At 70.8% G+C, this 11,449-nt stretch carries 13 protein-coding genes; 3 read left to right on the top strand and 10 right to left on the bottom strand.

Going from position 1 to position 11,449, the window contains the following annotated elements; genetic code table 11:
- Positions 1 to 5: 5 nt before the first annotated feature.
- Entirely contained in the window at positions 6 to 707 is a 702-nt protein-coding gene (locus H4W81_RS21520; protein WP_192776462.1) for a lysophospholipid acyltransferase family protein, read from the bottom strand.
- A 138-nt stretch (positions 708 to 845) separates the two neighbouring features.
- Between H4W81_RS21520 and H4W81_RS21525 the strand changes: the two genes are divergently transcribed.
- Positions 846 to 1,604, top strand: coding sequence for an alpha/beta hydrolase (locus H4W81_RS21525; protein ID WP_192776463.1), 759 nt, complete (start codon positions 846 to 848; stop codon positions 1,602 to 1,604).
- A gap of 42 nt (positions 1,605 to 1,646) precedes the next feature.
- Positions 1,647 to 2,093, top strand: a complete 447-nt coding sequence (locus H4W81_RS21530; protein WP_192776464.1) for a hypothetical protein — start codon at positions 1,647 to 1,649, stop codon at positions 2,091 to 2,093.
- On the opposite strand, the gene H4W81_RS21535 is transcribed toward H4W81_RS21530, so the two are convergent.
- Genes H4W81_RS21535 through H4W81_RS21565 form a run of 7 tightly spaced genes read right to left on the bottom strand, consistent with a single transcriptional unit; the run spans position 2,086 to position 7,656 of the window.
- The gene (locus H4W81_RS21535; RefSeq protein WP_192776465.1) at positions 2,086 to 3,183 is read right to left on the bottom strand and encodes a hypothetical protein; all 1,098 of its coding nucleotides are present in this window, start codon (positions 3,181 to 3,183) and stop codon (positions 2,086 to 2,088) included. The two genes, H4W81_RS21530 and H4W81_RS21535, sit on opposite strands and share 8 nt — an antisense overlap.
- Before the next feature lie 37 nt (positions 3,184 to 3,220).
- A complete protein-coding gene (locus H4W81_RS21540; protein WP_192776466.1) occupies positions 3,221 to 3,913 on the bottom strand; it encodes an endonuclease/exonuclease/phosphatase family protein in 693 nt (230 codons plus the stop codon).
- A gap of 9 nt (positions 3,914 to 3,922) precedes the next feature.
- Entirely contained in the window at positions 3,923 to 4,855 is a 933-nt protein-coding gene (locus tag H4W81_RS21545; protein ID WP_192776467.1) for an ROK family glucokinase, read from the bottom strand.
- 29 nt (positions 4,856 to 4,884) lie between these two features.
- On the bottom strand, positions 4,885 to 5,277 hold the full coding sequence (locus H4W81_RS21550) for a DUF5304 family protein (RefSeq protein WP_192776468.1): 393 nt from the start codon (positions 5,275 to 5,277) through the stop codon (positions 4,885 to 4,887).
- A complete protein-coding gene (locus tag H4W81_RS21555; protein WP_192776469.1) occupies positions 5,270 to 6,433 on the bottom strand; it encodes an ArsA family ATPase in 1,164 nt (387 codons plus the stop codon). Before H4W81_RS21555 ends, H4W81_RS21550 begins: the two co-directional genes overlap by 8 nt.
- The gene (locus H4W81_RS21560; RefSeq protein ID WP_192776470.1) at positions 6,430 to 6,867 is read right to left on the bottom strand and encodes an SRPBCC family protein; all 438 of its coding nucleotides are present in this window, start codon (positions 6,865 to 6,867) and stop codon (positions 6,430 to 6,432) included. The genes H4W81_RS21555 and H4W81_RS21560 overlap by 4 nt, the downstream gene beginning before the upstream one ends.
- Positions 6,868 to 6,888: 21 nt before the next feature.
- Positions 6,889 to 7,656 carry a metallophosphoesterase family protein gene (locus tag H4W81_RS21565; protein WP_192776471.1) on the bottom strand — a complete coding sequence of 256 codons (768 nt, stop codon included), beginning with the start codon at positions 7,654 to 7,656 and terminating at the stop codon, positions 6,889 to 6,891.
- A 158-nt stretch (positions 7,657 to 7,814) separates the two neighbouring features.
- On the opposite strand from H4W81_RS21565, the gene H4W81_RS21570 reads away from it, so the two are divergent.
- On the top strand, positions 7,815 to 9,569 hold the full coding sequence (locus H4W81_RS21570; RefSeq protein ID WP_192776472.1) for an AMP-dependent synthetase/ligase: 1,755 nt from the start codon (positions 7,815 to 7,817) through the stop codon (positions 9,567 to 9,569).
- A 10-nt stretch (positions 9,570 to 9,579) separates the two neighbouring features.
- On the opposite strand, the gene H4W81_RS21575 is transcribed toward H4W81_RS21570, so the two are convergent.
- A complete protein-coding gene (locus H4W81_RS21575) occupies positions 9,580 to 10,794 on the bottom strand; it encodes an FAD-dependent oxidoreductase (RefSeq protein WP_192776473.1) in 1,215 nt (404 codons plus the stop codon).
- On the bottom strand, positions 10,781 to 11,377 hold the full coding sequence (locus H4W81_RS21580; RefSeq protein WP_318781866.1) for a PadR family transcriptional regulator: 597 nt from the start codon (positions 11,375 to 11,377) through the stop codon (positions 10,781 to 10,783). The genes H4W81_RS21575 and H4W81_RS21580 overlap by 14 nt, the downstream gene beginning before the upstream one ends.
- Between the last annotated feature and the right edge of the window lie 72 nt (positions 11,378 to 11,449).

An 11,449-nucleotide genomic window follows, 5' to 3' on the forward strand; every position in this document is an offset into this window, starting at 1 on the left:
GACGGTCAGCCGACCGACTCGCGCCTGGCGCGCTCCATCTCGACCCTGGCGCTGGCGGCGTACTTGTCGACGTACTCCTGGCCGGACAGCTCCATCAGCGCGTACATGATCTCGTCGGTGACCGCCCTGAGGACGAGGCGGTCGTCTTCCATCCCGTAGTAGCGGGAGAAGTCGAGCGGCTTGCCGAACCGCACGCCAGGCCTGATGCCGAACTTGGGCAGCGGCCGTCCGGGGGGCATCATCTCGAAGGTGTTGACCATCGCCCAGGGGATGACCGGGGCCCGCGACTCCAGGGCCAGCCTGGCCACGCCGGTCTTGCCCTTGTAGAGGCGTCCGTCGGGCGAGCGGGTGCCCTCGGGGTAGATGCCGAGCACGTTGCCCTCGGCCAGGATGCGCTTGCCGGTGCGCAGCGCGGCCTCGCTGGCCTTGCCGCCCGAGCGGTCGATCGGGACGGTGCCCACCCCGCTGAAGAACAGCCTGGTGAACAAGCCCTTGAGCCCGCGCCCGGTGAAGTAGTCGGACTTGCCGAGGGAGATCACCTTGCGCGGCAGGTGGAGCGCGCCGAAGAAGTGGTCGGCGAAGGACAGATGGTTGCCCGCCAGGATGACCGGGCCATGACGCGGCACGTTGTCGAGGCCCTCGGCCCACGGCCTGAAGACCAAGTGCAGGAACGGCGACAAGATGGCCTTGACCACCCAATAGAACACCTGGCCACCCCTCCCTCGAATCGGTCGTCATCATCTTCGCATCTCAGCGGCGAAGCTCCTACACCACCACTCGCGCAACTCCCCCATATCATGCGACGATCGGGCAAATCGGGGATGATTTCCCAACAAGGAGCGGTTATGCCGGTCATGCCAGGCGCTGAGCCGTACCGTCACGAGGCCGGACAGGTCGGCGTGCTGCTCTGCCACGGCTTCACCGGCACGCCGCAGTCGCTGCGTCCGTGGGGGGAGTATCTCGCCGCGCACGGGCTCAGCGTGTCACTGCCCCGGCTGCCCGGGCACGGCACCACCTGGCAGGAGATGAGCAGGACCCGCTGGGAGGACTGGTACGCCGAGCTGGAGAAGGCCTTCGAGGACCTTCGCGGCCGGTGCGCCGAGGTGTTCGTGGCCGGGCTCTCGCTGGGCGGCTGCATGGCCTTACGGCTGGCCGAGGTGCACGGAGCGGGCGTCAAGGGCGTGATCGTGGTCAACCCCTCGATCGCCAACGACGTGCCGCTGCTGCGGCTGGCGCCGGTGCTGAAATGGTTCGTCTCGTCGGTCCCCGGAGTGGCCAACGACATCAAGAAGCCGGGAGCGGTCGAACTGGCCTACACGCGGACCCCTGTCAAGGCGGCGGCGACGCTGCCGTGGCTGTGGTCGAAGGTGCAGGCAGACCTCGACTCGCTCGTCTCGCCGGTCCTGGTGTTCCACAGCCCGGAGGATCACGTGGTCAAGCCGACAAGCGTGGCGATCCTGCGCGAGCGGGTCGCCGGAGTGACGGTCGAGGAGCTCCCCGATAGCTACCATGTTGCGACTCTCGACAACGATGCCGACAGGATCTTTGCCGGGAGCCTGGACTTCATCAGGACACACGCCTCGGTACCCTTGCAGAGGGACTGATCGCTCCCAGGGGGGAAGTGCGATCTTCGTGAAGGATGTGACGTGACGCCACAGAGTGACGAGGACGAGGTCTGGCGTCAGATCGTCGCGTCCTACAACCAGCCGGACTCGGCCGACCAGCCGTGGCCCGACAGCGAGAACCTCTCGTCCGACGACCCCGAGCCGGAGCCGACCCGCAGGGTGGTCAAGGCCTCCGAGTTCGAGGACGACGAGCCCGAGCCCGAGCAGGAGGAGGACGACGAGGGCCACTACGTGCCCGAGCCTCCTCCCCCGCTGCCCAAGGTCGATCTGGCCACCAAGCTGGCGTGGGTGGCGTTGTTCGGCGGCCCCGCCTACCTGCTCGTGGCGGCCATGAGCGGCTGGGACATGCAGGGCTGGGCGCTGTTCACCGCGGTGGCGGCCTTCATCGGCGGCTTCGTGGCGCTGGTGGTGCGCATGGGCGACGGCCCGCCCAACGACTCGGGCTGGGACGACGGCGCGGTCATTTAGCCGACGACCGCGCGAAGGCCTCGACGACGTCGGTGTAGCGGTCGTTCGCGTCCACGACGTGGCCGACCGCCCACACCCCGCCCGCGCCCGGCAGGTAGGTCACCGCCTGCAGCCGCACGCTGCCCCTGGCGTCGTCGGGCCCGCCTCTGATGATCTCCCAGCGCTTCTTCTCGTAGCGCAGCAGGTAGGCCTCCGACTCGTGGTCGGGGTCGTAGCCCGAGACCCAGAAGCGGCCCTTGCCGTCGCCCGTCACGCCGTAGAGCCTGGCGCGCGACCTGGGCAGCTCGGCGCGGTGCCACCGCTTGCCGTTCCAGGTCAGCACCAGCGGCTCGACCACGCCGGGGCGGCCGTAGACGCCGCCCACGGCCATCGCCCGCTTGCCGTCGACATGGATGTCGCGCAGGTAGCCGCCCGGGATGGGCGGCAGCGCCATCGCCGTCCACTTGCCGTCGACCTGGCGCATGACCAGCGGCGCCTTGCCGGTGTCGCCGACCGCGAAGGGGCCCGCGACGGCGTAGAGCGCGCCCTTCTCCTCGGTCTGCTGGAAGGTCCACTTGCCGTTCTGCCCGGTGAGGATCAGGCCCTTGCCGTCGCGGCTGCCGGCCGCGACGACCTTGTCCGTGCGCGCCTCGAGGCCGCCGAACCAGTCGCCCGCCCGCATGCCCGGCACCCTGACCCTGTCGAGCCCGCTCGCGTCGCCCCTGCCCAGGTACGGCAGGCCGTCGTGGCCGTCGCCGAGCGCCCACACCTGTGACGCGGAGACGGCCGACACGCTGCGCAGCGGCCCGGCCCCTGAGACGTCGCGGATCGGCACCTCGGTCCAGGCGGTGCCGTTCCAGCGGCCGACGGCGCCGCGGTTCTCCCACACGTCCCAGATCTGCTGCTGGCCCACGGCCCAGACCTCGTCGGCCGAGACGGCGTCGACGTCGGTCAGCGAGCTGTCGGCGCTGAGGCGCACGCTGGTGGAGCGCTGCCACGCCTCGATCGGCGGACGGGCTGGCTCGGCGTGCGCGACGTCCACGACGGGCAGGCCGGAGACGATGGTTGCCACGCACAGGGACAGCGCACGCCGCCGAAGGCGACGGGTCATGACCAAATGGTACGGCCCGCCGGCGCATCCCCGTGGCCTACCCCCGAACTAGCCCGGCCACCACCGGCAGGTGGTCGGTGGCCGCCACAAGGTCGGCGGGATCGGCCTCGACACCGCCGCACCAGGCCACCCGCAGCCCCTGAGCGGCGAAGATCGCGTCGATGCGCTTGCCGGGGCTCCTGGCGGTGAAGGTCATCCCATTACCTTTGGGCGCCCTCGGATAACAGTCGCTCAGGCGGCCCGCGAGGTAGCGCCAGGTGGTCCTGTCGTCCTGCTCGTTGATGTCGCCCGCGAGCACGATCGCCGCGCCGAACCTGGCCGCGACCTGCTCGATCATGGTGACGGCCTCGGTGGCGTGGTGCAGCCGGGCCGCCTCGTCGAGATCGAGGTGGATCGATCCGACGGCGAAGCGCGCCCCTTCGACCTCGACGACGGCGATGGCGACGGCCCTGATCTCCAAACCTAGGAAGATCTTCAGCAATCTGCTCTCGGTGTGCAGCAGCCGTACGCCGGGAGCGATGAGAACGGCCACGCCGCCGAGCCTGAGGCCGGCGGCGACCCGCAGCCCCGCCGACTCGGCCAGCCGCATCCTGCTGCGCCGCCAGCCGACGAAGCGCGGCGCCTCCTGCACGCACACGACATCGGCCCGCATGGCCCTGATCACCCTGGTGAGCGCGGCGACGTCGTCCTTCATGCCGCGGATGTTGTAGGTGCCGACCGTGAGGGTCACCCCGCGAATTTAACGTCTTCTGGCCAGATCCGCAGCGCCCACGAGCCCGGCGGACGCGCCGAGCTCGGCCAGCCTGATCTCGGCGACGGGCCGGTGTCCCCTGCCGGTCAGCACGCGCCCGAACGTCTCGCGGGTCCTGTCGATGAACAGGTCGGCCGCCCTGGACACGCCGCCGCCCACGATGAAGCGGCCGGGGTCGAGGATGGCGGCCAGGTCGGCCAGGCCCTGCGCCAGCCAGTCGGCCATGGCGGCGAAGGCGGCCAGCGCGGCCTCGTCGCCCTGTCTGGCGGCCTCGGTGACCTCCTCGCCCTCGATGGTGCCGCCAGCCAGGCCGAGCAGGGTGGCGGCACGCTCGGGCTGGTTGGCGACGATCTCCCTGGTCTCGCGGACCAGCGCGTTGCCGCTGGCGTACTGCTCCCAGCAGCCGAGGTTGCCGCAGCCGCACAGCCGGCCCTCCGGCACGACCTGCATGTGGCCGAGCTCGGCGCCCATGCCCCAGCGGCCGCGATAGAGGTGGCCGTCGATGACGATGCCGCCGCCGATGCCGGTGCCGACGGTGACGCAGACGAGGTGGCTCTCGCCCCTGCCCGCGCCGAAGCGGGCCTCGGCCCACGCCATGGCATTGGCGTCGTTCTCCACCACGACGGGCAGGCCGATCAGCTCGGTGATCTTCTTCTGCAGCGGCTCCTCGCGCCAGGCGAGGTTGGGCGCGAAACGGACGATGGAGCGGGTCTCGTCGACGAAGCCGGCGGCGCCGACGCCGACGGCCTCGATCTCCTTGCCCCGCGCCAGTTCCTTGACGACATCCGCGACCGTCTCGGCGACCAGGTCGGGCCGGTCGGCGGGGGTGGGCCGCAGGGCGTTCTCGAGAATGGCGCCGTTCTCGTCCACCACACCGGCGGCGACCTTGGTCCCGCCGATGTCCACACCGATCGTCAGCATGTCCGTCCCAACCTTTCCTTCCGGGCCCCTCAGCCCAGGTCGATGTGCTCCACGTCCTCGCGCCGCTCCTCGCGGGGGGCTCGGGGGGAGCTCGGACGGCTCAGCGCGTCCAGTGCCTGGCGGAAGGCGGCGAACAGCTCGCCGCCCGCGGCCATCAGGTGCCCGGTCACGTCGGCGCCCGACTCCTTCTGCGCGGCGATCGCCCTGCAGACGGGACAGGCGCGGCAGATGTACTCGCCCTCGGGGTGCTCGGCGACGGCCTCGCCCCACACGTCTCTCTCCTGACGGCCACCGCCGCCGGTGAACGAGTTGAACACCGTCCTGCCGACCTGCCGGGTCGCCCTGCCCTGCAGCGTGTCGAACAGCTTGCGCGCCTCCTCGGCGACGGTGCCGATCGGGTCTCTTTCGTTGCTCTCAGTCATCTCGCCCTCCTGCCACGAACCGTACCCGCAGGCGGCCGTCGCGGAGCACGGCACCACTGATCTTCCTGCGCGCCAGGGCCGCGGGCAAGGCCAGGATCCTGCGGTACGGCCCGGCCGTCACGATCAGCTCGTCGCCCTTGCGGGCCAGATCGACGTCGTCCTTGTCGGCCCCGGGGAGGGCCAGGGAGAGCTCGTGCCCGTCGAAGACCAGCGGCGCCTCGACCGAGGGGCCGGCGAACGGGTCGCTCTCGCCGTAGATCCGCGCGCCCACCTCGGCGAGCGCGTCGACGCCGACGGGCTCGCCGGGAAGGTACGGCACGACGTGGACGGGCAGCGGCGTGAACGACTCCTGGGCCTCGGCCAGCAGCCTGCCCTGCGACTCGACCCACTGGGCCCGCCAGTCGTCGGCGCCCTCGGAGGGGAAGACGCGGTTGGCGATCACCGCGTCGACGCGGTAGCCGTACAGGTTGAGCGAGGTGAGGGTGCGCCTGGCCTCGGCGAGCACCACCGACTCCGGCGTCAGCACGAGGCGGACGGAGGCGGAGTCGCCGGTGAGCAGCTCGCGCACCTCCATGAGGCCGCGGTGGAAGCGCTCGCCCGCGCTCATGACCTCCTCGCCGGGGGTGCTGACGTGGGCGACGCTCCGCACGAACGGGGAGACGATCTTCATCAGCCTGCGGCCGACCGGCAGCAGGCGGGAGACGTGCCAGTCGAGCGCCTCGGGCAGCGCCAGCAGGCGCAGCGTCTCGGCGGTGGGCGCGCAGTCGACGACGATCACGTCCCAGCACCCCGAGCGCGCCTGCTCGCGCAGCTCCAGCAGCGCGATGACCTCCTCGGCGCCGGGCAGGACGGTGATCTCCTCGGAGGTGATCTCGTCGAGGCCGAGCTCGGCGAACAGGCCCCTGGCGTAGTCCTGGAGCTCTCCCCAGTGGCGTTCGAGGGACCGCTGGGTGTCGACCTGGTGCAGGTGGAGCCCGGGCTCGATCTCCACAGGACGGTCGTCGACGCTGACGCCGAGCGCGTCGGCGAGGGAGTGCGCGGTGTCGGTGGAGACGACCAGCGTCTTCAGGCCCTTCCGCGCGGCGAGCGTCGCCGTCGCGGCGGCCACCGTGGTCTTGCCGACGCCGCCCTTGCCGGTGAAGAGCAGGATCCTCATCGGCCTTCGACGCGCTTCTTGAGGCCCTTGAGCGCCGTGTCGACGATCACCTTCTCGGCCTTGCGCTTGATCATGCCGATCATCGGGACCTTCAGATCGACCGCCAGCTCATAGGTCACCTCGGTGCCACTGCCCCGCTCACCGAGGGTGTAACTCCCCTTCAGCTCGCGGACCATCGTGCCCGGTTCGACGACCTGCCAGCTCACGCTCTCGTCGTCGTTCCAGTCGTAGCCGAGGGTGTAGGTGTCGCTGATGACGCCCGCGTCGAGCACGAAGCGCACGGTCTGCGGGCGGCCGTCGGGAGCGCTGGTGAGGACCTCCGCGGACTTCACCTGACCAGCCCATTCGGGATAGGAGCCGAAGTCGGCGATCACCGTCATCACGTGGGAGCGGTCGGCGTCGACGGTGATGCTCGAGGTGGTGCGATCAGCCATGCGTCAACGGTACCGGTCGGGCTACCACCGAAGGACGTAAGGAACGCCCTTTCCGCGGAAATGGCCGACGTTCACGCACTCGGTCCTGCCGATCCTCGTGCGGGCGTAGAGCGGCTGGTGGACGTGGCCGAACAGCGCGTAGCGCGGCTGGGTCCTCCTGATGGCGGCCAGCGTCGCCTCACTGCCGCGCTCGTAGCGCCTGGCCACCACGTCGTAGAGCAGCTCGGGCACGGCCGGCGGGATGTGGCAGCACAGCACGTCCACCTCGCCGACCGCCTCCACCTTGGCCGCGAACTCCTCGTCGCTGATCTCGTAGGGCGTGCGGTACGGCGTGCGCAGCCCGCCGCCGACGAACCCGAACCGCCACCCGCCCAGCTCCACCGTCTGCCCGTCGAGCACGTGGAGGCCGGGCCTGAGGTAGTCGCCCCACAGCCTCGGCAGGTCGACGTTGCCGTAGGTCAGGTAGGCGGGCGTCGGCATGGCGGCGAACAGGCTCTCGTACTGCCGCCTGACAATGCGCTCGATGTGCTGGCGCGGGTCGCCTTCGAGGCTCGCCCAGAGCTTCGCCGACATGGTCCTGGCCTCGTCGAACCGCTTGGCCGTGCGCAGCGCGATGAAGGCCGCCGCCCGCTCGGCGCCGAACAGCTCGGGGAAGATCCCCTGCGCGTGGTCGTCGTAGTCGATGAAGAGGATCAGGTCGCCCAGGCAGATCAGCGCGTCCGCGCCGTCGCCCGCGCGCGCCAGCGCCTCGACGCTTCCGTGGACATCGCTCACGACATGCACCCGCATGCCCGCAGCCTAGAAGATCGGATGAGCGGAGTAGCGCCCGGCGACTGCTAGCGTGATGAAAGCCCTTGATAACGCCTCTGTGACGAAGCTACCCACGCGTAACTTAACCCTGTAGCGTCCTCGGTCGTCCCAGAAGCGTGCACCCGGAGGAGTGATCCGTGCGCGAGTACAGCGTTCCCGTCCTGGTGGATGTCCCGCATACCGCCAGCTGCACCGACACGGTGTTCCGGCGGGGCGAGCAGGAACCAGGGGCGATCGTGATGCGCAGGAAGGACGGCGACAGCTGGCCCGCCGTCACCGCCCGCGAGTTCCGCGACGAGGTCGCGGCGCTGGCCAAGGGCCTCATCGCCGCGGGCATCGAGCCCGGCGACAGGGTCGCGCTCATGTCGCGCACGCGCTACGAGTGGACCGTCATCGACTACGCCATCTGGGCGGCGGGCGCGGTCAGCGTGCCGGTCTACGAGACCTCCGCCGCCGAGCAGGTCGCCTGGATCCTCAGTGACAGCGGCGCCAAGGCCGCCTTCGTCGAGCTCGACACGCACGAGGAGACGGTGCGGGAGGCGCACCCCTCGCTCGAGCACCTGTGGCGGGTCGAGGAGATCGCCGCGCTCACCGGGCCCGACGTCTCCGACGAGACACTCGAGGCCCGCCGTACCGGCAGGTCGGGTGACGACCTGGCGACGATCATCTACACCTCCGGCACCACCGGCAGGCCGAAGGGCTGCCGGCTCACCCACGACAACCTGCTGTTCACCTCCATCAACGTCGCCAGAGGGCCGCTGGAGCAGCTGTTCGACGTGCCGGGCAGGGCGGCGCTGCTGTTCCTGCCGCTGGCGCACGTCTTCGCCAGGGTGATCCAGATCGTGCTCGTCGAGACCGGCACGATCATGGCGCACACGCCCAACATGAAGAACGTCGCGCCCGACCTGGCCGCCTTCCAGCCGACGTTCCTGCTCGGCGTGCCGCGCGTGTTCGAGAAGGTCTACAACGGCGCCGAGCAGAAGGCCGCCTCGGGCGGCAAGGGCAAGATCTTCGCCCGTGCCGCCGACGTCGCCATCGCCTACAGCAGGGCCCAGGCCTCCGGCGGCGCCTCGCTCGGGCTGCGCCTGCGGCACGCCCTGTTCGACAGGCTGGTGTACGGCAAGCTGCGCCAGGCGACCGGCGGGCGGCTGTCGGCGGCGGTCTCCGGCGGCGGCGCCCTCGGCGAGCGCCTCGGCCACTTCTTCACCGGCGTCGGCATCGAGGTCTTCGAGGGCTACGGCCTGACCGAGACCACCGCCCCCGTCTCGGTCAACCTGCCGGGCGCCAACAAGATCGGCACCGTCGGCAAGCCCATCCCCGGCGCGAGCGTCCGCATCGCCGACGACGGCGAGATCCTCACCAAGGGCCGCCACGTCTTCCACGGTTACTGGAACAACGACGAGGCCACGGCCGCCGCGATCGACGCCGACGGCTGGTACCACACCGGCGACGTCGGCGAGCTCGACTCCGACGGCTACCTGCGCATCACCGGGCGCAAGAAGGAGATCCTGGTGACGGCGGCGGGCAAGAACATCGCCCCGGCCCCCATGGAGGACGCGATCCGGGCCCACCCGCTGATCTCCCAGGCCATGATCGTCGGTGACGGGCGGCCCTTCGCCGCCGCGCTGATCACGCTCGACCCCGAGGCCCTCGCCCAGCGCGGCCTGTCGCCGAAGGAGGCGAAGGCCGACGCCGGGGTGCTGGCCGAGGTCCAGTCGGCGGTCGACACGGCGAACGGCACCGTGTCGAGAGCCGAGCAGATCAAGAAGTTCGTGATCCTGGACGAAGACCTCACCGAGGAGAGCGGCCACCTGACGCCGACGCTCAAGGTCAAGCGGAACCTGGTGATGCGCGACTTCGCGGCCGACATCGACGCCCTCTACGAGAAGTGACGCACGCCGCTCAGCCCTCGTTCAGCGAGGCGGCGACGGGAGCGTCCCAGTCGATGTGGTGGCGCTGCTCGGGGCCGATGGTGCGCTCCGGCGCGAGGAAGGTCCGCATCGCCAGCGGCATCATGAGCCGCATCATGGAGATCGCCGCGGGCCCCATGGTCTTGGTGGTGTTGGTCTTGGCGGCGCGGGCCGCCACCTTCTCCACCCGCGGACGGCGCAGCCGCACGTAGGCCTCGAAGGCGCGGGTCAGGTCGGGCACGTCGCGCAGGCAGCGGGCGAGCTCGACCGCGCTCTCCGCGGCCAGCGAGGCGCCCTGGCCCGAGCTGGGCGACGGCGCGTGCGCGGAGTCGCCGACCAGCACCATCCTGCCGCGGTGCCAGTGCGGCACGCTCGGCATGATCTCGACCGAGCCGAGGACCACGAGCTGCTCGGCCGCGGTGTGTCGCAGCAGGTCGCCGCCGGGCAGGTCGCCGGCGTAGATCTCGCGCAGGCGGCGCAGCCATTCCTCGGCGGAGCTCGCGCGGGCCTGCGCCGCGCTCATCGGCTCCCGGTGCGGGAGGTTGGCGAACCAGGCGGTGCGGCCGTCGGGCTGCACCCAGTAGCCGAAGAAGCCGCGCGCGCCGAAGACGAAGCAGGCGGCGTCGGTCCCGGCGCCGGGCACCGCGACGTCGGCCAGCCCGCCGAAGTTCAGCAGCGGGACGTGGCGCGGGGCCGGAGCGCCGGGGTCGATCACGGTGCGAACCGTGGAGCGGATGCCGTCGGCGCCGACGAGCAGGTCGGCGGTGGCACTGCCGCCATCGGCGAAGCGCGCGGTGACGCCGCCGGGGCCTTCTTCGACGCCGACCAGGCGCCTGCCGTGCTCGATGGGGACGCCGCTCGCCACGGCCTGGTCGTGCACCGCGCGGTACAGCTCCGAGCGCCACATCGCCTGGCTGGGCGGCAGGTCGGGCAGGCCGGGCAGCTCGCCGATCCGCCGGCCCCTTCCGTCGGTGATCACGGTGCGCGTCACCGGCTGGCCGACGGCCCTGACCGCCGCCTCGGCGCCGACGGCCCGCAGCGCGTCGAGCCCGTTCGGGGCGATCGTGAGCGTCCCGCCGATGCCCTCGGCGCTGCTCGCGTAGGCCTCGTAGACCGTCGCCTCGATGCCCGCGCGCCTCAGCGCCATCGCGGTGACCGGGCCCGCGATGCCGCCGCCGATCACGAGTGCTGTTCTAACCGTCGTCATGCTGACTCCCGAAGATCGTGTGCCATGTCTTGACGTAGTCCGCTTGCTGGAGCGACTCGACGAGCGAGGAGACGAAGCGCAGCTCGGCCTCCAGCAGCGCGAGCCGGTACTCGTCGTCGACGAGGAAGACCCACGCGACCCCGCCCTCCGCCGCGGCGCGCACGGCCTCGCGGATCTGCCCGGCCTCCTCGGCCAGCGCGGCCGAGCGCCGCCCGAGCAGCTCGACCGCCTCGGCGGGGTCGAGGACGCTCAGCAGCGACAGCGCGGCCCCGAAGTGCGGGTACTCCGCCTTCGGCGTGGCGACCAGCTCGCGCAGCCAGTCGTAGAGCTCGGCGCGGCCCTCGTCGGTGAGCGCGTAGAGGGTGCGCTCGGGCCGCTCGGTGTCGCGCACACTGCCCTGCTCGACGATGAACCCGGCCTTCGCCAGCTGCTTGACGACCATGTAGAGCGAGCCCCTGTTGTACCGGAAGCTGCGGTCCTTCTCGGTCTCCTGCAGCCGCCGTCCCAGCTCGTACGGATGCATCGGCTCCATCAACAGGAACGCCAGCACCGCCAGCGCGAGCGGGTTGGACACCTTGCGCACGAACCCTCCTATAGTTGATACCAACTAGTTGATTTCAACTATAGCCGAGAGCGTCTGTCAATTGTTAGGAAA

It is taken from the genome of Nonomuraea africana, from assembly GCF_014873535.1.
In the GTDB taxonomy this organism is placed as follows: domain Bacteria; phylum Actinomycetota; class Actinomycetes; order Streptosporangiales; family Streptosporangiaceae; genus Nonomuraea; species Nonomuraea africana.

Coding starts and splice junctions, on each gene's coding strand:
- H4W81_RS21575 (WP_192776473.1), bottom strand. CDS start 10,794: ATGACGACGGTTAGAACAGCACTCGTGATCGGCGGCGGCATCGCGGGC.
- H4W81_RS21525 (WP_192776463.1), top strand. CDS start 846: ATGCCGGTCATGCCAGGCGCTGAGCCGTACCGTCACGAGGCCGGACAG.
- H4W81_RS21550 (WP_192776468.1), bottom strand. CDS start 5,277: ATGACTGAGAGCAACGAAAGAGACCCGATCGGCACCGTCGCCGAGGAG.
- H4W81_RS21560 (WP_192776470.1), bottom strand. CDS start 6,867: ATGGCTGATCGCACCACCTCGAGCATCACCGTCGACGCCGACCGCTCC.
- H4W81_RS21565 (WP_192776471.1), bottom strand. CDS start 7,656: ATGCGGGTGCATGTCGTGAGCGATGTCCACGGAAGCGTCGAGGCGCTG.
- H4W81_RS21535 (WP_192776465.1), bottom strand. CDS start 3,183: ATGACCCGTCGCCTTCGGCGGCGTGCGCTGTCCCTGTGCGTGGCAACC.
- H4W81_RS21555 (WP_192776469.1), bottom strand. CDS start 6,433: ATGAGGATCCTGCTCTTCACCGGCAAGGGCGGCGTCGGCAAGACCACG.
- H4W81_RS21545 (WP_192776467.1), bottom strand. CDS start 4,855: ATGCTGACGATCGGTGTGGACATCGGCGGGACCAAGGTCGCCGCCGGT.